This is a genomic window from Pseudomonas sp. MMS21 TM103 (genome assembly GCF_022132145.1).
Taxonomy (GTDB): Bacteria; Pseudomonadota; Gammaproteobacteria; order Pseudomonadales; family Pseudomonadaceae; genus Aquipseudomonas.
This window is the reverse complement of record NZ_JAJISP010000005.1, coordinates 128,987-152,638: the sequence shown is the minus strand read 5'-3', so window position 1 is coordinate 152,638 and position 23,652 is coordinate 128,987. Positions and strand designations below refer to the sequence as shown.

Annotated in this window: 21 protein-coding genes; 14 read left to right on the top strand and 7 right to left on the bottom strand. The window is 61.1% G+C overall.

The annotated features are described in order from the left end of the window. Positions 1 to 24 precede the first annotated feature (24 nt). A complete protein-coding gene (locus LJY18_RS16140) occupies positions 25 to 930 on the bottom strand; it encodes a LysR family transcriptional regulator (protein ID WP_238042822.1) in 906 nt (301 codons plus the stop codon). Positions 931 to 1,142: 212 nt separating this feature from the next. Between LJY18_RS16140 and leuC the strand changes: the two genes are divergently transcribed. The 14 genes from leuC to LJY18_RS16070 all read left to right on the top strand — a co-directional run bounded on the left by leuC (position 1,143) and on the right by LJY18_RS16070 (position 17,877). Beyond that, positions 1,143 to 2,570: a 3-isopropylmalate dehydratase large subunit gene (leuC, locus tag LJY18_RS16135; protein WP_238042821.1), complete on the top strand. Its 1,428-nt coding sequence runs from the start codon at positions 1,143 to 1,145 to the stop codon at positions 2,568 to 2,570. Positions 2,571 to 2,581: 11 nt separating this feature from the next. Beyond that, positions 2,582 to 3,229 (top strand): 3-isopropylmalate dehydratase small subunit, encoded by a 648-nt coding sequence (gene leuD, locus LJY18_RS16130; protein ID WP_238042820.1) that lies wholly within the window; start codon positions 2,582 to 2,584, stop codon positions 3,227 to 3,229. Between the two features lie 87 nt (positions 3,230 to 3,316). Continuing rightward, positions 3,317 to 4,399: a 3-isopropylmalate dehydrogenase gene (leuB, locus tag LJY18_RS16125; protein WP_238042819.1), complete on the top strand. Its 1,083-nt coding sequence runs from the start codon at positions 3,317 to 3,319 to the stop codon at positions 4,397 to 4,399. Between the two features lie 55 nt (positions 4,400 to 4,454). Continuing rightward, complete coding sequence (gene asd / locus LJY18_RS16120) at positions 4,455 to 5,567, top strand: aspartate-semialdehyde dehydrogenase (RefSeq protein WP_238042818.1); 1,113 nt, start codon at positions 4,455 to 4,457, stop codon at positions 5,565 to 5,567. Between the two features lie 162 nt (positions 5,568 to 5,729). Continuing rightward, positions 5,730 to 6,740 (top strand): aspartate-semialdehyde dehydrogenase, encoded by a 1,011-nt coding sequence (locus tag LJY18_RS16115; RefSeq protein ID WP_238042817.1) that lies wholly within the window; start codon positions 5,730 to 5,732, stop codon positions 6,738 to 6,740. Positions 6,741 to 6,895: 155 nt separating this feature from the next. Continuing rightward, positions 6,896 to 9,715: a FimV/HubP family polar landmark protein gene (locus LJY18_RS16110; RefSeq protein WP_238042816.1), complete on the top strand. Its 2,820-nt coding sequence runs from the start codon at positions 6,896 to 6,898 to the stop codon at positions 9,713 to 9,715. A gap of 3 nt (positions 9,716 to 9,718) precedes the next feature. Further along, positions 9,719 to 10,585 carry a tRNA pseudouridine(38-40) synthase TruA gene (gene truA / locus LJY18_RS16105; protein ID WP_238042815.1) on the top strand — a complete coding sequence of 289 codons (867 nt, stop codon included), beginning with the start codon at positions 9,719 to 9,721 and terminating at the stop codon, positions 10,583 to 10,585. 45 nt (positions 10,586 to 10,630) lie between these two features. After that, complete coding sequence (locus LJY18_RS16100) at positions 10,631 to 11,251, top strand: phosphoribosylanthranilate isomerase (protein WP_238042814.1); 621 nt, start codon at positions 10,631 to 10,633, stop codon at positions 11,249 to 11,251. A 221-nt stretch (positions 11,252 to 11,472) separates the two neighbouring features. Further along, a complete protein-coding gene (accD, locus tag LJY18_RS16095) occupies positions 11,473 to 12,363 on the top strand; it encodes an acetyl-CoA carboxylase, carboxyltransferase subunit beta (RefSeq protein ID WP_238042813.1) in 891 nt (296 codons plus the stop codon). After that, entirely contained in the window at positions 12,360 to 13,667 is a 1,308-nt protein-coding gene (gene folC / locus LJY18_RS16090; RefSeq protein ID WP_238042812.1) for a bifunctional tetrahydrofolate synthase/dihydrofolate synthase, read from the top strand. The genes accD and folC overlap by 4 nt, the downstream gene beginning before the upstream one ends. Next, a complete protein-coding gene (locus LJY18_RS16085) occupies positions 13,651 to 14,250 on the top strand; it encodes an SPOR domain-containing protein (RefSeq protein WP_238042811.1) in 600 nt (199 codons plus the stop codon). The genes folC and LJY18_RS16085 overlap by 17 nt, the downstream gene beginning before the upstream one ends. Before the next feature lie 221 nt (positions 14,251 to 14,471). Continuing rightward, positions 14,472 to 15,026 carry a CvpA family protein gene (locus LJY18_RS16080; RefSeq protein ID WP_238042810.1) on the top strand — a complete coding sequence of 185 codons (555 nt, stop codon included), beginning with the start codon at positions 14,472 to 14,474 and terminating at the stop codon, positions 15,024 to 15,026. A gap of 46 nt (positions 15,027 to 15,072) precedes the next feature. Then, positions 15,073 to 16,578: an amidophosphoribosyltransferase gene (gene purF / locus LJY18_RS16075; RefSeq protein ID WP_238042809.1), complete on the top strand. Its 1,506-nt coding sequence runs from the start codon at positions 15,073 to 15,075 to the stop codon at positions 16,576 to 16,578. An 87-nt stretch (positions 16,579 to 16,665) separates the two neighbouring features. Beyond that, entirely contained in the window at positions 16,666 to 17,877 is a 1,212-nt protein-coding gene (locus tag LJY18_RS16070; protein ID WP_238042808.1) for an O-succinylhomoserine sulfhydrylase, read from the top strand. Between the two features lie 211 nt (positions 17,878 to 18,088). Here LJY18_RS16070 and LJY18_RS16065 read toward each other — a convergent pair whose 3' ends face one another. The 6 genes from LJY18_RS16065 to LJY18_RS16040 form a co-directional block, all read right to left on the bottom strand. After that, on the bottom strand, positions 18,089 to 18,742 hold the full coding sequence (locus LJY18_RS16065) for an HAD family hydrolase (protein ID WP_238042807.1): 654 nt from the start codon (positions 18,740 to 18,742) through the stop codon (positions 18,089 to 18,091). Beyond that, positions 18,742 to 19,731, bottom strand: coding sequence for an ABC transporter ATP-binding protein (locus LJY18_RS16060; protein WP_238042806.1), 990 nt, complete (start codon positions 19,729 to 19,731; stop codon positions 18,742 to 18,744). The genes LJY18_RS16065 and LJY18_RS16060 overlap by 1 nt, the downstream gene beginning before the upstream one ends. Continuing rightward, positions 19,728 to 20,525 carry an ABC transporter permease gene (locus LJY18_RS16055; protein ID WP_238042805.1) on the bottom strand — a complete coding sequence of 266 codons (798 nt, stop codon included), beginning with the start codon at positions 20,523 to 20,525 and terminating at the stop codon, positions 19,728 to 19,730. Before LJY18_RS16055 ends, LJY18_RS16060 begins: the two co-directional genes overlap by 4 nt. Beyond that, on the bottom strand, positions 20,512 to 21,426 hold the full coding sequence (locus LJY18_RS16050; protein WP_442964497.1) for an ABC transporter permease: 915 nt from the start codon (positions 21,424 to 21,426) through the stop codon (positions 20,512 to 20,514). The genes LJY18_RS16055 and LJY18_RS16050 overlap by 14 nt, the downstream gene beginning before the upstream one ends. Further along, the gene (locus LJY18_RS16045; RefSeq protein ID WP_238042804.1) at positions 21,423 to 22,226 is read right to left on the bottom strand and encodes an alkaline phosphatase family protein; all 804 of its coding nucleotides are present in this window, start codon (positions 22,224 to 22,226) and stop codon (positions 21,423 to 21,425) included. Before LJY18_RS16045 ends, LJY18_RS16050 begins: the two co-directional genes overlap by 4 nt. An 87-nt stretch (positions 22,227 to 22,313) precedes the next feature. Next, the gene (locus tag LJY18_RS16040; RefSeq protein WP_238042803.1) at positions 22,314 to 23,372 is read right to left on the bottom strand and encodes an ABC transporter substrate-binding protein; all 1,059 of its coding nucleotides are present in this window, start codon (positions 23,370 to 23,372) and stop codon (positions 22,314 to 22,316) included. Between the last annotated feature and the right edge of the window lie 280 nt (positions 23,373 to 23,652).

The following is a 23,652-nucleotide window of genomic DNA, read 5'->3' as shown; positions in this document are numbered from 1 at the left end:
GGGCCCTTTTTTATCGTTATCCGGTCACGTTAGCCTTTGCGCAGGCGCCTGTGCAAGGTCGTCGCGCTGGGCATCGAGCAGCTGCATGAAGGCGCGTGCGGCATTCGATAAGGTGCGCTCGGTGTGCGAGATGTAGCCGAGTTGCCGCGACAGCTGGATACCGGGCAGCGGCAGACGGGCGACCTGCTCGTCGAGCATGGTACGGGGTAATACGCTCCAGGCCAGGCCGATCGACACCATCATCTTGATGGTTTCCAGATAGTTGGTGCTCATGGCGATATTCGGCGTCAGTCCCTGGGCTTCGAACAGGCGCCGCACGATGTGGTGGGTAAAGGTATTGCCGCCCGGAAATACTGCCGGGTGCAGGGCTACGTCGGCCAGGCTGATCGCTTCGCTGCGTGCCAGCGGGTGTTCGGGCGCTGCAACGAAATCCAGGGGGTCGTCCCACACCGCGACCGCATGTACCGGTTCGCGGGTGTCCGGGGCCAGGGTGATCACCGCCAGCTCGGCGCGCCCGTGGAGGACTTCTTCGTAGGCCACTTCGGAATCGAGAAACTGGATGTCCAGCTTCACCTGCGGGTGCTCACGGGTGAAGGCGCGCAGCAAGGGCGGCAAACGATGCAGGCCGATATGGTGGCTGGTGGCCAACGTCAGCCGGCCGCTGACTTCGCCGCTGAGGTTGGTCAGGGCGCGGCGGGTATCGTCCAGCACATTGAGAATCTGGTAGGCACGTGGCAGCAGGGCGCGGCCGGCCTCGGTCAGGCTCACCTCACGACCCAGGCGGTCGAACAGGCGCACATTCAATTGCTGCTCCAGGCTGGCGATGCGTTTGCTCACGGCCGGCTGGGTCAGGTGCAAGCGTTCGGCGGCCTCGGAGAAGCTGCCAAGCTCGGCGATGGCGATAAAGGCATTGAGGGTGGCGAGATCCATGGCAATAGCTCCAGGCGGTGGGCCTTGCGCGGCAAGGGCAAGCAGTGAGCCCTTGCTTGCGGTCCAAGGGTTATAGTGTATCTCTATTCCCTAAAGGAATCCTTTGGATAAAAAATATGAATTTGAGTAATTCAATCCAAGCTCATAGGATCACCATATAAATAAAGGGCTATCCGTCCTTGAATAGAAACACGCTGATGAGGGAATCGCTGATGGCCGGCAAAACGCTCTACGACAAGCTCTGGGAAATGCATGAGGTGAAGCGCCGTGACGATGGTTCGTCGCTGATCTACATCGACCGCCATATCCTCCACGAAGTGACCTCGCCGCAGGCCTTCGAAGGGCTGCGTCTGGCGGGTCGCAAGCCGTGGCGCATCGATGCCAACATCGCCACCCCGGATCACAATGTGCCGACCACCAAGGCCGAGCGCCAGGGCGGTCTGGAGTCCATCGCCGATGAAGTCTCGCGCATTCAGGTGCAGACCCTCGATGAGAACTGCGACGAGTTCGGCATTCTCGAGTTCAGGATGAACGATCTGCGTCAGGGCATCGTCCACGTGGTCGGCCCGGAGCAGGGCGCGACCTTGCCGGGCATGACCGTGGTCTGTGGCGACTCGCACACCTCGACCCACGGCGCCTTCGGCGCTTTGGCCCACGGCATCGGCACCTCCGAGGTCGAGCATGTGCTTGCCACCCAATGTCTGGTGGCGAAGAAGATGAAGAACATGCAGGTCCGCGTGGAGGGGCAGTTGCCCTTCGGCGTGACCGCCAAGGACATCGTCCTCGCAGTGATCGGCAGGATCGGCACCGCCGGCGGCAACGGCCATGCCCTGGAATTCGCCGGCAGCGCGATCCGCGAGTTGTCGCTGGAAGGGCGCATGACCATCTGCAACATGTCGATCGAGGCGGGTGCCCGCGTCGGTCTGGTGGCGGTGGATGAGAAGACCATCGCCTATGTGGAAGGTCGCCCCTTTGCGCCCAAGGGCGCGGATTGGGACAAGGCGGTCGCCCAGTGGCAAGACCTGGTGTCCGACGCCGACGCGCATTTCGATAAAGTCGTCGAGTTGCGTGCCGAGGACATCAAGCCGCAAGTCAGCTGGGGGACTTCGCCGGAAATGGTCCTGGCCGTCGATCAGCGCGTGCCGGACCCGGCGGTCGAGGCCGATCCGGTCAAGCGCGACTCCATTGTCCGTGCCCTCAAGTACATGGGCCTGAGCGCCAATCAGGCGATCACCGACATCCAGCTCGACCGGGTATTCATCGGTTCCTGCACCAACTCGCGCATCGAAGATTTGCGCGCCGCTGCCGAAGTTGCCAAGGGCCGCAAGGTTGCCACGACCATCAAGCAGGCCATGGTGGTGCCGGGCTCCGGCTTGGTTAAAGCCCAGGCCGAGGCGGAAGGGTTGGACAAGATTTTTGTCGAAGCCGGCTTCGAGTGGCGTGAGCCGGGCTGCTCCATGTGCCTGGCGATGAACCCGGACAAGCTCGGCAGTGGCGAGCATTGCGCCTCCACTTCCAACCGCAACTTCGAAGGCCGTCAGGGCGCCGGTGGACGTACCCATCTGGTCAGCCCGGCCATGGCGGCGGCGGCGGCGGTGACCGGCCACTTTATCGATGTGCGCGAATTGATCCAGGCCTGAGGAGTCCGAATATGAGAGCTTTTACTCAACACACAGGCTTGGTTGCGCCGCTCGATCGCGCCAACGTCGACACCGATCAGATCATTCCCAAGCAGTTCCTCAAGTCGATCAAACGCAGCGGCTTCGGCCCCAACCTGTTCGATGAGTGGCGTTACCTGGATGTCGGCCAGCCCAATCAGGACAGCTCCAAGCGTCCGCTGAACCCGGATTTCGTGCTGAACTTTCCGCGTTACCAAGGCGCCAGCGTGCTGCTGGCGCGGGAGAACTTCGGTTGCGGCTCGAGTCGCGAGCACGCCCCCTGGGCGCTGGAAGAATATGGTTTTCGCGCGATCATCGCGCCGAGCTTTGCCGATATTTTCTACAACAACAGCTTCAAGAACGGCTTGCTGCCAATCATTCTCGACGAGCGTGATGTCGATGAGTTGTTTCAGCAGAGCGAAGCCTGCGAAGGCTACCAGCTGACTGTCGACCTGGGCGCGCAGACTGTGACTCGCCCGGATGGCAAGCAGTACCGTTTCGACGTCGACGCATTCCGCAAGCACTGCCTGTTCAACGGTCTGGACGATATCGGCCTGACCCTGCAGGATGCCGAGGCGATCAAGGCCTTCGAAGTCGGTTACCAGCAGCACAGCCCCTGGCTGTTCGGCGCGATCAAGTAGGCTGTGTGGGGCCGCCTAGGCCGTGCGCACTATCGAATAAAAGGTCTGGTGCGCACGGCGCACCTTGCAGATTGAGTTGGGGACACTATGAGCAAACAGATTCTGATTCTGCCCGGCGACGGTATCGGCCCGGAAATCATGGCCGAGGCAGTCAAGGTGCTGCAACTGGCGAACGAGAAGTTCGACCTGGGCTTGGCGCTGTCATTCGACCAGCTGGGCGGCGCCGCCTATGAGCAATACGGCGTGCCTTTGGCCGATGAGACCCTGGCGCGGGCCCGCGCCGCCGATGCGATCCTGCTCGGCGCGGTGGGTGGGCCCCAGTGGGATGCCATCGATCCGGCCCTGCGTCCCGAGCGCGGCCTGCTGAAGATCCGTTCGCAACTGGGCCTGTTCGCCAACCTGCGTCCGGCCATCCTCTATCCGCAGTTGGCCGATGCCTCGTCGCTGAAGCCTGAAGTGGTGGCCGGTCTGAACATCCTGATCGTGCGTGAGCTGACTGGCGGCATCTACTTCGGCAGTCCGCGTGAATCCCGCGTGCTGGAGAATGGCGAGCGCATGGCGTTCGACACCCTGCCGTACAGCGAAAGCGAGATCCGCCGCATTGCCCAGGTCGGCTTCGACATGGCCCGTCTGCGCGGCAGCAAACTATGCTCGGTGGACAAGGCCAACGTACTGGCCTCCAGTCAGCTGTGGCGCACCGTGGTCGAAGAAGTGGCCAAGGATTACCCGGACGTCGAACTCAGCCACATGTACGTCGATAACGCGGCGATGCAGCTGGTGCGCGCGCCCAAGCAGTTCGACGTGATGGTCACCGACAACATGTTCGGCGACATTCTGTCGGATGAGGCTTCCATGCTCACCGGTTCTATCGGCATGCTGCCGTCTGCTTCGCTGGATGCCAACAACAAGGGCATGTACGAGCCGTGCCATGGTTCGGCGCCGGACATTGCCGGGCAGGGCATCGCCAATCCCCTGGCGACCATCCTCTCGGTCTCCATGATGTTGCGCTACAGCTTCAGCCAGAGCCAGGCCGCCGATGCCATCGAGCAAGCCGTCAGCAAGGTGCTGGATCAAGGCCTGCGCACCGGCGACATCCATTCCGCCGGTACGACCAAGGTCGGCACTGCGGCCATGGGTGATGCGGTAGTCGAGGCGTTGCGTAGTCTGTAATCTTCCAGGTTCTCCGGAACGTTTTCGGCGGTCTGTTCATATAGGTGTAGTGGTTATGAAACGTGTAGGTCTGATCGGTTGGCGTGGCATGGTCGGTTCCGTGCTGATGCAGCGCATGCTGGAAGAGCAGGATTTCGACTTGATCGAGCCGGTATTCTTCACCACCTCCAATGTGGGTGGTCAGGGTCCGGCCATCGGCAAGGACATCGCCTCGCTGAAAGATGCCTACAGCATCGAGGAGCTGAAGAGCCTGGACGTGATCCTCACCTGTCAGGGTGGTGACTACACCAGTGAAGTCTTTCCCAAGCTGCGTGAAGCCGGTTGGCAGGGCTACTGGATCGATGCCGCATCCTCGTTGCGCATGGCCGATGACGCGGTGATCGTGCTGGATCCGGTCAACCGCAAGGTGATCGATCAGCAACTGGATGCCGGGACCAAGAACTATATCGGCGGCAACTGCACCGTCAGCCTGATGCTGATGGCTTTGGGCGGCCTCTATGAAGCCGGTCTGGTCGAGTGGATGAGCGCCATGACCTACCAGGCGGCGAGCGGTGCCGGCGCGCAGAACATGCGTGAACTGATCAAGCAAATGGGCGCAATCAACGGCGCTGTCGCCGATGAGCTGGCCGATCCGGCCAGTGCCATCCTGGATATCGACCGCAAGGTGGCCGAAGCCATGCGCGGCGAGTCCTTCCCGGTGGACAACTTCGGTGTGCCCCTGGCCGGCAGCCTGATTCCCTATATCGATAAGGAACTGCCCAACGGCCAGAGCCGCGAAGAGTGGAAGGCCCAGGCGGAGACCAACAAGATTCTCGGTCGCTTCAAGAACCCGATTCCGGTGGATGGTCTCTGTGTGCGCATCGGCGCCATGCGCTGCCACAGCCAGGCGTTGACCATCAAGCTGAACAAGGATGTGCCGCTGTCCGACATCGAGGGTCTGATCAGTCAGCACAATCCATGGGTCAAATTGGTGCCGAATCAGCGTGAAGCCAGTATCCGTGAGCTGGGGCCAACTGCCGTTACCGGCACCCTGAGTGTACCGGTCGGGCGTCTGCGCAAGCTGAACATGGGCTCGCAATACCTGGGTGCCTTCACCGTGGGCGACCAGCTGCTGTGGGGGGCCGCCGAGCCGCTACGGCGCATGCTGCGGATTCTGTTGGAGCGTTGATAGCGACTGCAGTGAGTTTTACCTGAGCATGTCCGGCGCTAATGAATAGGAGCGAGTGGTGTCGATGATCGAGGTGTCGAGCGATCATCGGTACAGCTGGCTCCTTTGCATTTGTGGGGCTGCGCTATACAGTGCGGTGCTTATTTCGTCAGAAGCCTGTCCATGACCCGTACCTTTGATATTGCCGTGATCGGTGCCACCGGTAGTGTTGGCGAAACCCTCGTGCAACTGCTTGAAGAGCGCGATTTTCCCGTGGCCAATCTGCACCTGCTGGCCAGCGGCGAGTCGGCCGGGCGTTCTCTGTCTTTCAAGGGCAAGAATCTGCGGGTGCGCACCCTGGAATCCTTCGATTTCTCCAGCGTCGGCCTGGTTTTCTTTGCTGCCAGTGAAGCGATTACCCGCAGCTATGCGCCCAAGGTGCATGCGGCCGGTTGCACGCTGATCGATCTGGCTGCCGCTTTGCCGGCCGAGCAAGCGCCTCGCGTTGTGCCTGAAGTCAACCCGCAGGTCTTGAGCACGCTCAGCGCCCCCTATCAATTGACCAGTCCGAGTCCCTCGACGATTGCCGTGGCAGTGGTGCTGGCCGCCCTGCGCGAGCAGATCAAGGTGCTGCGTGTGGCAGTCACGGCTTGCCTGGCTGTTTCCAGTCGCGGGCGTGAAGGGGTGTCCGAGTTGGCGCGGCAAACCGCCGAACTGCTTAACGGTCGTTCATTCGAGCCCCAGTTATTCGACCGGCAAGTTGCATTTAACTTGCTGGCTCAAGTGGACGCACCGGATAGCGACGGCCATGGTGCTTTGGAAAAACGCTTGGTCAGTGAGCTCAAGGAGCTGTTTGCTCAGCCGCAGTTAAAGGTTTCGGCAACTTGCATCCAGGCGCCGGTGTTCTTTGGCGACAGCCTCAGCGTGTCGCTGCAGGCAGATGCTGCTGTCGATCTGCCGGCGATTTGTACGGCTTTGCAGGCATGTGCCGCCCTGGAGTACATCGAGCCGGGTGATTATCCGACGGCTGTAGGTGATGCGGTGGGTCAGGATGTGGTGTATGTCGGCCGCGTTCGTGGCGGGCAGGATGACCCTGCAGAGCTCAATTTGTGGATTGCGTCTGATAATGTGAGGAAAGGCGCCGCCTTGAACGCTGTGCAATTGGCTGAGTTGTTGATAAAACACTATCTGTAAAAGATACTTAGCTAGAAATCTGAATAATCTTTCGAGCTTAGCAACATTGGCTGAGTTGGTTGCTGAATGGGGAGCCGCCTTCGGGTGGATACAGGCAGCAGCTATCAAGACCCTCTCGGATACCGAGAAAAAAAGATAAAACAAGGGATAACGCTATGGTTCGGGTTCGCAAACTGGTGCTGGCAATCGCAGCTGCTTCGGCACTGTCCTCCGGTATGGCGCACGCGCTGGGGCTGGGTGAAGTGACCCTGCAGTCGGCGCTGAATCAGCCGTTGGTGGCTGAGATCGAATTGCTGGAGGTGCGCGATCTGGCTTCCAGCGAGTTGCTGCCGAATCTGGCGTCCCCTGAAGAGTTCACCAGGGCTGGGGTTGATCGTCAGTACTTTCTGACTGACCTCAAATTCACGCCGGTACTCAAGCCGAATGGCAAGAGTTACATACGCGTGACCTCAAGCAAGCCGGTACGTGAGCCTTACCTGAATTTCCTGGTCGAGGTGCTGTGGCCCAATGGCCGCCTGCTGCGCGAGTACACATTGCTGCTCGATCCGCCTCTCTACTCGCCGCAAACCGCTGCCGCGGCTGCGCCGCGGCTGCCAGTAGCAGCTCCGGCGCCACGCCCGCTGGCCGCTCCCGTTCAGCGTTCAGCTGCGCAAGCCAGCGCTCCGGTAGCGCGTGCGCCTGTCGCTGCGCCAAGTGCCCTGCAAGGCACTGAATACAAGATCACCGCCAATGACACTCTGTGGGAAATCGCCCAGCGTGTGCGCGGTAGTGGCAGCGTGCAGCAAACCATGCTGGCCATTCAGGATCTGAATCCGGATGCCTTCATCGGTGGCAATATCAATCGCCTCAAGAGCGGCCAGGTGTTGCGTCTGCCCGAAGACCAGCAGATCAAAAGCCGTGCCCAGACCGAAGCCGTGGCCCAGGTTGCTGAGCAGAATGCAGCCTGGCGCGAGGGGCGTAGCGTCGCTGCCAGCGCCCGCCAGATAGATGCGACCCGGCGCAGTGTCGCCGGTGCCGCACCGGCTGAGGTCAAGGCTCAGGACAGCCTGAAGCTGCTCTCTGCCGATGCCGGCAAGGCCGCCAGTGGCAGTGACGCTGGTGCCGTCGACAGCAAGGCACTGAGCGACAAGTTGGCGGTGACCCAGGAAGGCCTGGATTCCACCCGCCGCGAGAACGAAGAGCTGAAAGGGCGCATGAGTGACCTGCAGGGTCAGCTCGAAAAATTGCAGCGTTTGATTCAGCTGAAAGATGATCAACTGGCCAAGCTGCAGGCGGATCTGGCCACGCAAGGGCAGGCTCCTGCCTTGGAAGCCCCTGTCTTGGAAACCCCGGCCTTGGAGACCCCTGCCGTGGCGGCAGTGCCTGCGGCTGCGCCGATTGTCCCCGATGAAGCCGAAGCCCCGGATTTTAACTACAGCGAGGAGCCTGCGGCTCCAGCAGCTGAACCCCAGCAGCCGGTTGCTCAGCCTGCAGCGGCGCCCGTCGCCGAGCCGGCGCCAGCGCCGGTGGTAAAAGCTGCTGCGCCAGTGGCTCCGGCCAAGCCTGTTGAGCAGCCGCCACAACTCAGCACTATTGATGATCTGCTCGCCAATCCCATGCTTCTTGGGATTGCCGGTGGTGGCGCCCTGTTGTTGCTGTTGGTCGGGCTGATGATGGTGTCGCGCCGCAACGCATTGAAGGAAGCCGAGTTACAAGAGAGCCTGGTTGCCGAGAACAATGGCGCTAATTTCGATAGCGATATGGAGCTGCCGGCCGACAGCTTCCCCGATGACTTTGTCGACAGCGCCGACAGCGTTGAGCCAGGCGATGAGCGTGTGATTGCGCAGACCAACGATGCGCTGGGCGAGGCGGACATCTACATCGCCTATGGTCGCTTCAATCAGGCTGCCGAGTTGCTGCAAAATGCCGTCAATGATGAACCGCAACGCAGTGACCTGCGACTCAAGCTGATGGAGGTTTACGCCGAGCTGGGTGATCGCGATGGTTTCGCCCGTCAGGAAAGCGAATTGCGCGAAATAGGCGGTTCCTCCGCCGAGGTCGATCAATTGAAAGGCAAATATCCGGCAATAGCCGCTATTGCCGGTGTGGGTGCCGGTGTGGCTGCCTCCGCCTTGGCCGATGATGATTTTTCCAGCTTCAGCCTGGATGACCTGAGCCTGGATGAGCCTGACCAGCCGGCCGCAGCAGCAGATGATCTGGATGATTCCTTCGACCTGAGTCTGGATGATCTTGAGTCCGATCTTGAAGCCGATCTTGAGCGTGAGCAGCAAGCGCCTGGCGCCGATGCCTCGCTGGCCGACTTGGGCAGCCTGTCATTGGATGGTGATCTGGATTTGACTGCCCCGGCCGAGTCGGTGGCGGATGAACACGATGATCTGGAATTCGACCTGAGCCTCGACGACGGGTCTGCCGATGGCATGGCGCTGGAGCAGGATCTGGCGGATTTCAGCCTGGATCTGGATGCCGAGAGCAAGCCGGCAGTAACCGAGGCTGAAGAGGATGAATTTCTGTTGAGCCTGGACGACGAACCGACTGCCGCGTCCGCAACTGATGAGCTGGCCGGGTTGAGTCTCGATCTGCCGAGCGATACCGAGGGTGGCGACTTCGACCTGTCCGACGATTTCGATCTGTCGCTGAGCGATGAGGCGCCGGCTCAGCCCAGCAGCGATAGTTTCGCTGCTCAGCTCGAGGAAGTGACCGCGGAACTGGATCAGTTGTCTGAGAGCCTGGATCAGCCCGCAGAGTTGACCCAGTCTGCGCCTGTCGCGGCGCTGCAAGGGGTGGATCTGGATGGCGATGATGATTTCGACTTCCTCTCGGGCACCGATGAAACCGCGACCAAGCTCGACCTGGCTCGCGCCTATATCGATATGGGCGATACCGAGGGTGCGCGTGACATTCTCGATGAAGTGATCGCCGAAGGTAACGATGGTCAGCAGCAGGAAGCGCGTGAGCTGATCGCTAACTTGGTTTGATACATGTCTGATGCATTACCCGCTGCGGCAGCCGATTCGGCTGCCGTTGGCATTTACAGAGTCGCCCTCGGTGTCGAATACAAAGGCTCGCGTTACTGTGGCTTTCAACGCCAGCGTGCCGGTGTGCCGACCATTCAGGGCTCTCTGGAAAAAGCCTTGTCGAAAGTCGCTGGTGGCGCGCCGGTCACCCTGAGCTGTGCCGGGCGCACCGATGCGCTGGTGCATGCCAGCGCTCAGGTGGTGCATTTCGATACGCCGGTCGAGCGTTCCATGCTTGCCTGGGTCATGGGTGCCAACAGGAATCTGCCGACCGATATCAGTGTGGTGTGGGCCAAGCTGATGCCGGCGCATTTCGATGCGCGCTTCTGTGCCAAGGCCAGGCGCTATCGCTACGTGATCTACACCGATCAGATTCGCCCGGCGCACATGGCCGAGGAAGTGACCTGGAATCATCGGCCTCTGGATGTTGGGCGCATGCGCGAAGCCGCGAAAGCCTTTGTCGGGACGCACGATTTCAGTGCCTTTCGCGCCCGCCAGTGCCAGGCCAAGTCGCCGATCAAGACGGTGCACCACCTGAAGCTGATCGAACATGGTCGTTTCATCGTGCTGGATATCCGCGCCAATGCGTTCCTCCATCACATGGTGCGTAACATTGCCGGGGTATTGATGACCATTGGCGCGGGCGGGAAGCCGGTGGAGTGGGCGCGTGCGGTGCTGGAGACTGGAGTGCGGCGTACTGGCGGTGTGACCGCTCATCCATACGGGCTTTATCTGGTGCAAGTCGACTACCCGCAGGAGTTCGACTTGCCCACGCGCTATCTCGGGCCACACTTCCTCTCGGGACTGCCGGATGTGGCGGAAGACGCCTAGACATTCCTTTGCTACCATCGGTCCTTTGCTGGAGGTATTCGCCTGTTGTCAGTCGTTCGCTGCAAGATCTGTGGAATTACCCGCGTAGAAGATGCATTGGCTGCTGTTGAGGCCGGTGCCGACGCTCTTGGTCTGGTGTTTTATGCCAAGAGTCCGCGAGCCGTAACGGTGCCGCAGGCGCAGGCGATCCTCGCGGCGTTGCCGCCGTTCGTGACCACCGTGGGGCTGTTTGTCGACATCCCTCGCGGCGAGTTGAACGCAATTCTCGATGCCGTGCCGCTGGATCTGCTGCAGTTCCATGGCGATGAAGCACCAGTTGCGTGTGAGGGCTTTCGGCGTCCCTACATCAAGGCGCTGCGGGTCAAGCCGGGCGACGATATTGCTGCGCGGATCGGGCTCTATGGCTCTGCGGCGGGTGTTTTACTGGATACTTTTGTTCCCGGCGTGCCGGGCGGTACCGGCGAGGCGTTCGACTGGTCACTGGTGCCGCGCGGCCTGCATGTGCCGATTATCTTGGCGGGAGGCCTGACGCCTAGAAATGTGCGCGCCGCCATCGAACAGGTGCAGCCCTATGCGGTGGATGTCAGCGGCGGCGTCGAGGCGAGCAAGGGTGTGAAGGATCGCGACAAGATTCATGCGTTCGTGCGTGCAGTCAGGAGTGCCTGAGCCGATGCTGATGCGATGTGACGACGCTGCAGGCTTGGCCGTCCATACCCCTGTTGCAGGTACTGTAGTGACCGCCTTTGGCAGTCGAGGTCAAGGTGGCGGGTGTTGCGCTTGCGGATGCCGGCCCCTATTGATACTGCCTTCGTGAATTTGCTTGGATGTGCTGACAAGGCCCTGTGCAAGACGCCTGTTCGAGCCCACAGTTTTGGAGAATCAAGAGCATGAGCAACTGGTTGGTAGACAAACTGATCCCATCGATCATGCGGTCCGAAGTCAAGAAGAGTTCGGTACCCGAAGGCCTCTGGCACAAATGCCCGTCGTGCGATGCGGTGTTGTACAAGCCTGAATTGGAGAAGACTCTGGATGTCTGCCCCAAGTGCAATCACCACATGCGCATCAATGCGCGTGCGCGCCTGGATATATTTCTCGATACCGAGGGCCGCGTAGAAATTGGCGCGGAACTGGAGCCGGTTGATCGTCTGAAATTCCGCGACAGTAAGAAGTACAAGGATCGCCTGACGGGTGCGCAAAAGCAGACGGGCGAGAAAGACGCGCTGATTGCCATGCGCGGCACCCTTGAAACCATGCCGGTGGTGGCCTGTGCCTTCGAGTTCTCCTTCATGGGTGGTTCGATGGGGGCGATTGTTGGCGAGCGCTTTGTGCGCGCCGCCAATGTGGCCCTGGAGCAGCGTTGTCCGTTCGTGTGCTTCTCCGCTTCGGGCGGTGCGCGCATGCAGGAAGCGCTGATTTCCCTGATGCAAATGGCCAAGACCTCTGCGGTGCTGGCGCGTCTGCGCGAAGAAGGCATTCCGTTTATCTCGGTGCTGACCGACCCGGTCTATGGTGGCGTTTCCGCCAGCCTGGCCATGCTTGGTGATGTCATCGTCGCCGAACCCAAGGCGCTTATCGGCTTTGCCGGTCCGCGGGTGATCGAGCAGACGGTGCGAGAAAAGCTCCCGGAAGGTTTCCAGCGCAGCGAGTTCCTCATCGAACACGGTGCCATCGACATGATTATTCATCGCGAAGAATTGCGCGCGCGCCTGGCCAGGCTGCTGGCCCAGATGATGGGGCTGCCGTCGCCTGTTACTGCTGCGTTGCCGGTCACCGCATGACCGAACGCTCCCTGGCCGATTGGCTGGCATACCTGGAGCAGTTGCATCCAAGTGCCATAGACATGGGGCTGGAACGGGCCGGGGTCGTGGCGCATCGCCTGGCCTTGTCCAGGCCTGCGTCGCGGGTGATTACGGTCACCGGTACCAATGGCAAGGGTTCCACCTGTGCGTTTCTTGCTGCCTTGCTGCAGGAGCAGGGTCTCAAGGTCGGGGTGTACAGCTCACCTCACCTGTTGCGTTACAACGAGCGAGTGCAGATTGCTGGTGTCGAAGCCAGCGATGCCGAGCTTTGCCAGGCATTCGCCGCGATCGAGGCTGCGCGCGGCGAGATTTCCCTGACCTATTTCGAGATGGGTACCCTGGCGGCTTTCTGGCTGTTTCAGCGCGCAGCGCTGGACGCCGTGGTACTGGAAGTTGGGCTGGGCGGACGACTGGATGCGGTCAATCTGATCGACGCCGATCTGGCCTTGGTAACCAGTATCGGCATTGATCATGCCGAATGGCTGGGCGATAACCGTGAAGCGGTGGCCTTCGAGAAGGCCGGTATCTTTCGCGCTGGCAAGCCGGCGTTGTGCGGTGATCTCGATCCGCCGCAGACGTTGCTGGATCAAGTGGCGCTTCTGGAGGCGCCGTTTTTTCTGCGTGGCCGCGATTACGACCTGAGCATCGACGGGTCAGGCTGGTCCTGGTTTGGCTTGAATGTGAGGGGCGAGGTCTTGCGGCTGGAGGGCTTGCCGTTGCTCGACCTGCCGATGGAGAACGCCGCACTGGCTTTGCAAGCCTATGCCTTGCTCGATCTGCCCTGGCAGACTGAACAAATCGTCAGTGCCCTGACGCGCACGCGAGTAACGGGTCGTCTGGATCGCAGAGTACTGAATTGGCAGGGTAAGCCACTCACGTTGCTGCTGGATGTTGGGCATAATCCCCACGCGGCAGAGTATCTGGCGCGGCGCTTGTCTGGCAGGCCGTTGGCGGGCAAGCGGCTTGCGGTATTCGGCCTGCTGGCTGACAAAGACCTGGCGGGGGTGGTATCACCCTTGCTCGATGAGGTCGTGGATTGGGCCGTGGCGCCGCTGCCGACCAGCCGCACGCGCTCGGCTGGCGAGTTGCAGGCGTATTTACACAATCGTGGCGCGCAGGTGACAGCCTATGCCGATGTACAGGCGGCGTTGCAGGCGCAATGTACGCGGGCGGCGGCTGGAGATGAAATACTGCTGTTCGGGTCTTTTTACTGCGTGGCCGAGGCCTTGGACTGGCTGGCCCGCCATGCCAAGGGGGATGTGCAGGATGGCTTTGCTGGATAAAGGATTGAAGCAGCGCATTGTTGGCGCTTTGGTGTTGGTGGCCTTGGCAGTGATCTTTTTGCCCATGCTGCTGTCGCGTGAAGACGAGTTACAGCGGGTAGTGGTCGATGCACCGGCGATGCCGCAGGCGCCGGCCATGCCGCAGATTGAAATGCAGCCCGTGATCGTGCCTGAGCCTGAGGTGTTGTCCGAGGATTTTCCGTCGGATGAGCCCGTTGTCGAGGTCCAGGCCCCTGTAGCTGCGACACCGGTGCTCGCACCAGAGCCTGAGCCGGTGCTGACGCCCCCTGCGCCAGTCAGTGCTCCGGCACAAGCTCCCGCCAGTCGCCTGGATGCCAATAGCCTGCCGGTCAGTTGGTCGGTGCAGTTGGCCAGTCTGTCCAGTCGCGCGGGGGCGGAAACTTTGCAGAAAACCCTGCGCAGTCAGGGATACAACGCCTATATCCGCCAGGTGGATGGGATGAATCGGGTGTTTGTCGGGCCCGTGATCGAGCGAACCGAAGCCAATCGCTTGCGTGAGCAGTTGAAGCGTCAGCACAAGCTCAGCGGCTTTGTCGTGCGCTTTCAGCCTGAGAGCAGTTAGCGGCTTATCGCGCCATTCTGTGGGCTGGCGAGTCGGCGGCGCTCGCATGGCGCAGGTGCTGCAAGCTGTCAGCGCCGTCGTGATCAGCGGGATTTTCTCGCGCGCGCTCTGCCTTGGCGTCACCGCGTACGGTAATTTTCCTGCGGCCTGATAATCCTTTGCTTACCCCATGCGAGGGGCTCTGTTAAAATGCAGCGCCTTTTCCGTAGGTAACCTGCATCGTGGCATTCACTTGGGTCGATTGGGCGATTATCGCCATCATCGCCGTATCGAGCTTGATCAGTTTGAGCCGTGGTTTCGTCAAGGAAGCCTTGTCCTTGCTCACCTGGATCATTGCCGGCGTGGTTGCCTGGATGTTTGGTGGCGCCTTGTCCGAGCACCTTGGCGCATGGATCGAAACCCCTTCGGCGCGGGTGATAGCAGCTTGCGCCTTACTCTTCATCGTCACCTTGCTGGTTGGTGCGCTGGTCAATTACCTGATCAGTGAACTGATTCGTGTCACCGGACTTTCCGGCACCGATCGTTTGCTCGGTATGGTTTTCGGCGCCGCCCGGGGTGGCTTGCTGGTCGTGGTGCTGGTCGGGCTGCTCAGCCTGGCGCCGGTGCAGCAGGATCCGTGGTGGCAGCAATCGACGCTGCTACCGCATTTTTTAATGGTCGCGGACTGGTCGAAGAACCTCATTCTTGGGGTGTCCAGCGAGTGGCTTGCCAGCGGTATCAGCGCACCTGCTGAGCTGCCGTTCAAAGAAGCGCTGATGCAGCATAAACTGCCTTAAACGCATTCAGAATTAGCCTGTTCCACTTCAGTAGGGGTTGCGTCACATGTGTGGCATTGTCGGTATCGTCGGTAAATCGAACGTCAATCAGGCGCTGTATGACGGCCTAACCGTCCTCCAGCACCGCGGCCAGGATGCTGCCGGTATTGTAACCAGTCACGATGGGCGGCTGTTTCTGCGCAAGGACAATGGCCTGGTACGCGATGTGTTCCATCAGCGTCATATGCAGCGCCTGGTTGGCCACATGGGCATTGGCCATGTGCGCTATCCCACCGCCGGCAGTTCCAGTTCGGCCGAGGCGCAGCCCTTCTACGTCAACTCGCCCTATGGCATCACCCTGGCGCACAACGGCAACCTGACCAACGTCGAACAGTTAGCCAAGGAAATTTACGAATCCGACCTGCGTCATGTGAACACCAACTCCGACTCGGAAGTGCTGCTCAACGTCTTCGCCCACGAACTGGCCCAGCGCGGCAAGTTGCAGCCGACCGAGGAGGACATCTTCGCCGCGGTCAGTCAGGTGCATCAGCGCTGCATCGGTGGTTACGCGGTGGTGGCGATGATTACCGGTTACGGCATCGTCGGTTTCCGCGACCCCAACGGCATTCGTCCGATCGTCTTCGGGCAGCGCCACACCGATGAAGGCGTGGAGTACATGATCGCCTCGGAAAGCGTGTCGCTGGACGTGCTCGGCTTCACCCTGATTCGCGATCTGGCACCGGGCGAAGCGGTGTACATCACCGAGGACGGCAAACTGTCGACCCGGCAGTGTGCGAGCAATCCGCATCTCTCGCCGTGTATATTCGAGCATGTCTACCTGGCGCGTCCGGATTCGATCATGGACGGTGTCTCGGTGTACAAGGCGCGCTTGCGCATGGGCGAGAAACTGGCCGAGAAGATCCTGCGCGAACGACCGGATCACGACATCGACGTGGTCATTCCGATTCCCGATACCAGCCGTACCTCGGCGCTGGAGCTGGCCAATCACCTGGGCGTGAAGTTCCGCGAAGGCTTCGTCAAGAACCGCTATATCGGTCGTACCTTCATCATGCCGGGCCAGGCTGCGCGGAAGAAATCGGTACGCCAGAAGCTCAACGCCATCGACCTGGAGTTCCGCGGCAAGAACGTGTTGCTGGTGGATGATTCCATCGTGCGCGGCACCACCTGCAAGCAGATCATCCAGATGGCGCGTGAAGCCGGGGCGAAGAACGTCTACTTCTGCTCGGCCGCGCCAGCAGTGCGTTACCCGAACGTGTATGGCATCGACATGCCGAGCGCCCATGAGCTGATCGCCCATAACCGCAGCACCGAGCAGGTCGCCGAGCTGATCGGCGCCGATTGGCTGGTGTACCAGGACCTGTCCGATCTGATCGAGGCGGTAGGTGGCGGCAAGATCAAGATCGAGCACTTCGACTGCGCGGTATTCGACGGCCAGTACATCACCGGCGATGTCGATGAGTGTTACCTGAACAAGATCGAGCAGGCGCGTAATGACGTCACCAAGGTCAAGTCCCAGGCGGCCAGCGCGATTATCGATTTGTACAACGACTAAGCGGCAGCGTTAAGTCACAGGCGGCAATAATCTGACCCGGATCTAATCCGGGCCACGGTTGGGTGCCGAAGGCGGAGAACAAAGGCAATGACGATTGAATGGGATGCGGGTCGCCTGGATAGCGATCTCGATGGGGTAGGTTTCGACACCCTGGCGGTACGCGCCGGCCAACATCGCTCGCCTGAGGGTGAGCACAGCGAGGCGATTTACCCGACGTCCAGCTATGTGTTCCGCACCGCTGCCGATGCAGCTGCACGCTTTGCTGGTGAAGTACCGGGCAACGTCTACTCGCGTTATACCAACCCCACGGTGCGCGCCTTCGAGGAGCGTATCGCCGCGTTGGAAGGTGCCGAGCAAGCCGTGGCGACCTCGTCCGGCATGTCGGCGATCCTGGCCATGGTCATGAGCCTGTGCAGCGGCGGCGACCATGTTCTGGTATCGCGCAGTGTGTTCGGTTCGACCATCAGTCTGTTCGAGAAATACCTCAAGCGTTTTGGGGTGCAGGTCGATTATGTGCCGCTGGCCGATCTGCAGGCCTGGAGCGCTGCGTTCAAGCCCAACACCAAGCTGCTGTTCGTCGAGTCGCCATCCAATCCGCTGGCCGAACTGGTGGACATCGGCGCGCTGGCAGAAATAGCCCACGGCAAGGGCGCTCTGCTGGCGGTGGATAATTGTTTTTGCACGCCAGCGCTGCAGCAGCCGCTCAAGCTGGGGGCGGATATCGTCATGCATTCGGCGACCAAGTACATCGACGGTCAGGGTCGCAGCATGGGAGGCGTGGTCGCCGGCAAGGCAGAACTGATGAAAGAAGTGGTCGGTTTTCTGCGTACCGCAGGGCCGACCCTCAGCCCGTTCAACGCCTGGATCTTCCTCAAGGGCCTGGAAACGCTGCGTGTGCGCATGCAGGCGCATTGCGCCAGCTCCCAGCTGTTGGCCGAGTGGCTGGAGCAGCAGCCGGGTATCGAGCATGTCTACTATTCGGGGCTGCCCAGTCACCCGCAGCATGAGTTGGCCAAGCGTCAGCAGAGTGGCTTCGGGGCGGTGGTCAGTTTCGAAGTCAAGGGCGGCAAGGACGCGGCCTGGCGCTTTATCGACGCGACCCGGGTGATTTCGATTACCACCAATCTGGGTGATACCAAAACCACCATCGCGCATCCTGCGACCACCTCCCACGGTCGTCTGTCGCCGGCTGAGCGCGCCAGCGCCGGTATCCGCGACAATCTGATTCGGGTGGCCGTGGGTTTGGAGGACATCGTCGACCTCAAGGCCGATCTGGCTCGCGGATTGGCGGTGCTCTGACAGGTCGTTGAAACAGGCCAGGGCGCTTGGGTTCTGGCCAAATAGCGATCATGTTCTGCCGGCCTGCACCGAGAAGGACGCCGATGCACTCAGCCTCGGCGTCAGCCGCAGCCGGCCTTTATTCTCGATCCCTATAGGCGCAACCGGCAGTCTCAGCGCCCAGCCAGGGCAGGCCACGGCCCTGCATCAATGGGGCTGCGCACGGCGGTGCTCAGTTCCAGCTCAGAATCGGCCAGCCGGCTAGTTCGGCATGCCGGCGCAGCACCGGGTCGGGGTTGACCGCGTGCGGTTTGCTCACCAGTTGTAGCAACGGCAGGTCATTGCGCGAGTCGGAGTAGAAGTAGGCGCCGTCCAGGCTTTCACCCTGTTCTTCGAGCCAGGCCTGCAGGCGCGTGACTTTGCCCTCGCGGTAGGTCAGCACGCCTTGGGTGCGGCCGCTGTAGGTGCCGTGTTGCTCTTCGATGTCGATGGCCAGCACTTCCTCGACCTTGAGGTGTGCGGCGATGGCGCTGACCAGAAAGTGCGCGGAAGCGGAGATGATCAGGATGCGGTCACCGGCGGCGCGGTGGTTGGCCAGGCAACGGGTCGCGTCGCTGTAGAGCAGCGGTTCGATCACCTCTTCGACATAGGGCCCGACGACGAAGGCGACTTCCGCTGCACTGCGCCCGACCAGGGGCGAGAGGCTGAAGGTCATGTAATCCGCCATCGCCAGTTTGCCTTCGGCATAGAGCGCCATCAGCTCATGGTCTTTCTTGATGAAGCTCTCGCCGTCGACCCAGCCGAGCTTGGCCATTTCCGCACTCCACAGGCTGGCGCAGTCACCGTGAATCAGGGTTTCGTCCAGATCGAAGATTGCCAGGGCCATTACGCCACCTCCCGGATCGCATTGGCTTCGATGGTCAGGGCAATGGCTTGACCGCTGCCGTGCATGTCCTCGACCGAGCGGTTCAGCACATCGACCAGCAACTCGACACCGCGGGCCTCGATGCGGTAGCGGATGACGTTGCCGAGCAGGCTGTGGCTGCGGATTTTTCCCTCGATGCTGCCCTGACTGCCGATCCGGATGGCCTCCGGGCGAATGGCCACACGGCTGCCGATCGGCCGACCCAGCAGGCGGCTGGCGGCATCGGCGTCGAGCAGGTTGTAGTTGCCGATAAAACCGGCGGCGAAGGCGTCGATTGGCGCGGTGTAGAGGGTTTCCGCATCGCCGCTCTGGACGATCTTGCCGGCATTCATCAGGAAGATGCGATCAGACATGACCAGGGCTTCTTCCTGGTCGTGGGTGACGAAGATGGTGGTCAGACCGAGCTCCTGCTGGATGGCGCGGATCTGTTCGCGAAGGTGTTTGCGGATGCGTGCGTCCAGGGCTGACAAAGGTTCGTCGAGCAGCAACAGACGCGGGCGGGTCACCAGGGAACGGGCCAGGGCCACGCGCTGGCATTGGCCGCCGGACAGTTGATGCGGGTAGCGCGTGGCGAAGTCGCCGAGTTCGACCATGGCCAGGGCTTCCTGCACACGCTGGAGGCTTTCTTCCTTGCCGACCTTCTGCATGCGCAAGCCGAAGGCGACGTTCTGCTGCACGGTCATGTTTGGGAACAGCGCGTAGCTCTGGAACACCATGCCGATCCCGCGCTTCTGTGGTGCTTGCGGCACCAGGTCTTCGCCATCGAGGAGGATCTGCCCACCGCCCACTTCGGTCAGGCCGGCGATGCAGCGCAGCAGCGTGGACTTGCCACAACCCGAGGGGCCGAGCAGGGTGACGAACTCGCCTTTGTCGATTTCGCAGTTGATATCGCTGAAGATCGAGATATCGCCATAGCTTTTGTGCAGGCTCTGGATGCTCAGGTAGCTCATGACTTGTCCTTGTTCAGGCGATTGGCGGCCCAGGTGAAGACCAGCACGAAGAAGAAATAGGAAATCACCAGGGCGCTGTTGAAGTGGCCGCTGCTGTTTTTCATATTGTTGAGGTAGACCTGCAGGGTTTCATAGCGGGTGCCGACCAGCATATTGGCGAACACAAACTCGCCGAACAGAAAACTGAAGGACAGAAACAGCGACACCATCAGGCCCTTGCGCAAGTTCGGCAGCACCACCAGATATGCCGCCTTCCAGGTGCTGGCGCCGAGCAGGTGGGCGGCATCCATCAGGTCCGGCAGGTTGATCGCCTGCAGGTTGTTGGTGATGGCGCGGTACATGAAGGGCAGGGCGATGGTGAAGTAGCAGCCGATCAGGATCCACGGCGTGCCAGTCATCGCCAGCGGACCCGAGCCGTACAGTTGCAGCAGGCCCACCGAGGACACCACCGGCGGCACGGCGAACGGCAGCAGGATCAGGATGTTCATCAGCCCGTCGAGCTTGGGGAAGTGGTAATGCACCACGAACAGCAGCGGCAGAATCAACACCACCGACAGCGCCAGGGCGCCGAAGCACACCAGCAGCGAGCGACCGAAGGCATTGAGAAAACGCTCATCGCTCCACAGCGCCAGGTACCACTTGAAGGTCAGGCCATCGGGCAGGATGGTCGCCGACCAACTGGTGGACAACGAATAGAGCAGGGTGCCGGCCAGCGGCAGCAGTAGGATAAGGAATAGCAGCCAGACCACGACGCGGTGGTAGAGCGCCACTGGAGCAGGGTTAGCGCGAGACATGCTTGCTCCTCTTCAGCAACAGTTGATGGGCCACGGTGATCACCGCCATCAGGCCGACCAATATCATCGCCAGGGCGCTGGCCAGGTTCGGGTTGAGGGAGATGTCGCCCGATACCAGGCCGGCGATGCGGATCGGCATCACGTTGAAGTTGCCGGTGGTCAGGTAGTACACGGTGGCGTAGGCGCCCAGCGCATTGGCCAGGAGGATGACGAAGGTGCCGAGCAGCGCCGGGGTCAGCACCGGCAGGCCGATATGTCGCCAGAAGTCCCAGGTGTTGGCGCCGAGCAGTGCGGCGGATTCGCGCCAGTCCTCACGCAGGGCATCGAAGGCCGGGTACAGCAGCAGCACGCCCAGGGGGATCTGGAAGTAGGTGTAGAGCACGATCAGGCCGTTTTTCGAGTAGAGGTTGAAACTCTCGATCAGGCCGATCTTGATCAGCAGCAGGGTCAGTGCGCCGTTGAAACCGAGCAGGATGATGAAGGCGAAGGCCAGCGGCACGCCGGCGAAGTTGCTGGTCATGTTGGAGAAGGCCATGACGAAGTCGCGCAGCTTGGAGTCCACCTGGCGTAGCGAATAGCTGCCGAGGATCGCAATGCTCATACCGAACAGGCTGGACCAGAAGGAAATCTGCAGGCTGTGTTTGATCGCCTGCAGGTAGAACCTGGAGTTGAACACCTTGGCGAAATTGGCCAGGCCCCAGCCTTCGGCGCTGTTCAGACTGTTGGTCGCCACCCACAGCAGCGGCGCGATCTGGAACAGCAGAAAAAACACGGCGAAGGGCAGCAGGCACAGCGCTGCCAGCCATTTTCCTCTCAGCCGTGGCGACAGGCGCGCGCGCGGTGCGGTCAGCGGCTGCGCTGCGCCCGGTAGCTTGGCGCTACGTTCGAGTGACGCACTCATTTCAATAGTTCCCTGCAGACGGGTTTGTCGTGGGCTGCGCCGAGCAGCTGGCAGATGGTGCCGCACAGTTCGGTCTGCTTCGGCCGGGCGTCGCGGTCCAGGCTGAAGGCCGAGCCGAGCACGAATAGCGGCACTTCGCGTTCTTCGACGAGCAGGCCGTTGTGCGAGCGATCGTTGTTCATGCCGTGGTCGGCGGTGACCAGCACCTGGTAGCCGGCATCGAGCCAGCCTTGCAGGTAGTCGGCCAGCAGAATGTCGGCGACCCGCGCGCTGTTGCGGTACTGCGCACTGTCGAGGCCGTGCTTGTGGCCGGCGTCGTCGATGTTCATCGGGTGCACCAGGAGGAAGTTCGGACTGTGGCGCAGGCGCAGACTTTCCGCGTCGGCGAACAGGTGGGAATCGGGGTAATGGTCGGCGTAGTAGAAGTGGCCATGCTGGATCGGCAGGTTGGGGTCATCGATATGCCGGTCGCGGGCGGCGTCGAATGGGGCACGGTTATACAGCTCGCTGACCCAGTGATAGGCCGCGGCAGCGGTGCACAGGCCGGCATCCCGCGCGTAGTGAAAGATGCTGCGCTGATTGGACAGGCGCACCACCTGGTTATGCACCACGCCGCTGTCGATTGGCCTGACGCCGGTGAGGATGCATTCGTACAGCGGACGGGACAGTGAGGGCAGCTCGCAGTCGAGCTTGTACAAGGCTGCGCGCTCGGCGCCGCAGTAGGCCTGCAGATGCCCCAGCGCGTGCCGGGCCACCTCGTAATTCAGGCCATCCAATACCACCAGGATGACGTTGTGCATGCGCTGCCTCTTCCTTGCGTTGCGAAATAGCGGGTGGAGCCAGTGACGTAGCCCGGATTGCATCCGGGCTACGCGTGGGCCGAGCAGTTACTCCATGTTGATGATGACGTTTTCCTGCCATTGCTGCGGCAAGGCCTTGGAGGTGGCCTCCCAGGCGGCGGCATCCTTGATCGGCTGGACATTGACGTACTGCGCGTTAGGCAGCAACTTGGCCTGAACCTCAGGCGGCAGGCTCAGGTGCTCGGCGCGGATCGGTCGGGCATTGCCTTTGGCCAGGTTGATCTGCCCGGCGTCGCTGAGGATGTACTCGCGCGCCAGTTTGGCGGCGTTGGGGTTCTTCGCGTACTTGTTGATGATGGTGGTGTAGCCGGAGATCACCGAACCGTCGGAGGGGATCAGTACTTCGAAGCGGCTTGGGTCGATCTGGTCGCGGTAGGAGAGACCGTTGAAGTCCCAGACCACGCCCACTTCCACTTCACCTTTCTCCAGGGTCTGGATAGTCGGGTTGGCCAGCGACAGGCGGCCCTGTTCGGCGATTTCGGCGAAGAAGTCCAGGCCTGGCTGGATGTTCTTCTCGTTGCCGCCGTTGGCAATGGCCGCGGCCAGTACGCCATTGACCGCCTGGGCGGCGGCGCTGACATCGCCGATGGCGACCTTGTAGGTGCCCTGTTTCAGCTCGGCCCAGGAGTGCGGGATGTCCTTGACCAGTTGCTTGTTGACGATGAAAGCGATGGAGCCGGTGTAGGCGAGCATCCAGTGGCCGTCGGCGTCCTTGGCCCAGCCCGGGATCTGTTCCCAGGTGCTCGGTTTGTAGGCTTGGGTAACACCCTGCTGCACCGCAATGGGTCCGAACGCCGCACCAACGTCGCCGATATCGGCACTGGCGTTGTCTTTCTCGGCGGAGAATTTGGCGATTTCCTGGGCCGAACTCATGTCGGTGTCCATGTGTTTGAGGCCATAGAGTTTCTCCAGGTCCACCCAGGTGTCCTTCCAGTTGGCCCAGCTGTCCGGCATGCCCACGCTGTTTACCGCGCCTTCTGCGCGTGCGGCTTGTGCCAGCGTTTGCAGATCCGTGTCGGCAGCCATGGCCGAGGTTGCCAGGGCGATGGCCGTGCCCATCAATGAAGCCAGCAGCAGTTGTTTCATTGGAAACTCCTTTGCGATGAGAGTGTTGGTCTAGATCAGCAAGACCCACGCCAATTTAGGCCCGGCAAGTGACAGTTTTATGATTGCCGGTTCCTCGTGGATGTCCAAGCGCTTGGCGAAGCCGCGCAGAACAAGCGTAGACCATAGATAAGTGGCTGATTTTGTGGCGCACACTGTAATTTCTGCTGGCATGGGGCGTGCTTGCTAGTCTTCTGTCATCGGCTGGTCATCTGCTATGCCTAGCCTTGCAACATAGTCAGTGCGGTTTAATCCGCTGGTT

Coding starts and splice junctions, on each gene's coding strand:
- LJY18_RS16055 (WP_238042805.1), bottom strand. CDS start 20,525: ATGTCTCGCGCTAACCCTGCTCCAGTGGCGCTCTACCACCGCGTCGTG.
- LJY18_RS16050 (WP_442964497.1), bottom strand. CDS start 21,426: ATGAGTGCGTCACTCGAACGTAGCGCCAAGCTACCGGGCGCAGCGCAG.
- truA (WP_238042815.1), top strand. CDS start 9,719: ATGTCTGATGCATTACCCGCTGCGGCAGCCGATTCGGCTGCCGTTGGC.
- leuB (WP_238042819.1), top strand. CDS start 3,317: ATGAGCAAACAGATTCTGATTCTGCCCGGCGACGGTATCGGCCCGGAA.
- LJY18_RS16115 (WP_238042817.1), top strand. CDS start 5,730: ATGACCCGTACCTTTGATATTGCCGTGATCGGTGCCACCGGTAGTGTT.
- LJY18_RS16110 (WP_238042816.1), top strand. CDS start 6,896: ATGGTTCGGGTTCGCAAACTGGTGCTGGCAATCGCAGCTGCTTCGGCA.
- accD (WP_238042813.1), top strand. CDS start 11,473: ATGAGCAACTGGTTGGTAGACAAACTGATCCCATCGATCATGCGGTCC.
- LJY18_RS16070 (WP_238042808.1), top strand. CDS start 16,666: ATGACGATTGAATGGGATGCGGGTCGCCTGGATAGCGATCTCGATGGG.
- folC (WP_238042812.1), top strand. CDS start 12,360: ATGACCGAACGCTCCCTGGCCGATTGGCTGGCATACCTGGAGCAGTTG.
- LJY18_RS16140 (WP_238042822.1), bottom strand. CDS start 930: ATGGATCTCGCCACCCTCAATGCCTTTATCGCCATCGCCGAGCTTGGC.
- LJY18_RS16040 (WP_238042803.1), bottom strand. CDS start 23,372: ATGAAACAACTGCTGCTGGCTTCATTGATGGGCACGGCCATCGCCCTG.
- asd (WP_238042818.1), top strand. CDS start 4,455: ATGAAACGTGTAGGTCTGATCGGTTGGCGTGGCATGGTCGGTTCCGTG.
- LJY18_RS16060 (WP_238042806.1), bottom strand. CDS start 19,731: ATGAGCTACCTGAGCATCCAGAGCCTGCACAAAAGCTATGGCGATATC.
- LJY18_RS16045 (WP_238042804.1), bottom strand. CDS start 22,226: ATGCACAACGTCATCCTGGTGGTATTGGATGGCCTGAATTACGAGGTG.
- purF (WP_238042809.1), top strand. CDS start 15,073: ATGTGTGGCATTGTCGGTATCGTCGGTAAATCGAACGTCAATCAGGCG.
- leuD (WP_238042820.1), top strand. CDS start 2,582: ATGAGAGCTTTTACTCAACACACAGGCTTGGTTGCGCCGCTCGATCGC.
- LJY18_RS16065 (WP_238042807.1), bottom strand. CDS start 18,742: ATGGCCCTGGCAATCTTCGATCTGGACGAAACCCTGATTCACGGTGAC.
- leuC (WP_238042821.1), top strand. CDS start 1,143: ATGGCCGGCAAAACGCTCTACGACAAGCTCTGGGAAATGCATGAGGTG.
- LJY18_RS16085 (WP_238042811.1), top strand. CDS start 13,651: ATGGCTTTGCTGGATAAAGGATTGAAGCAGCGCATTGTTGGCGCTTTG.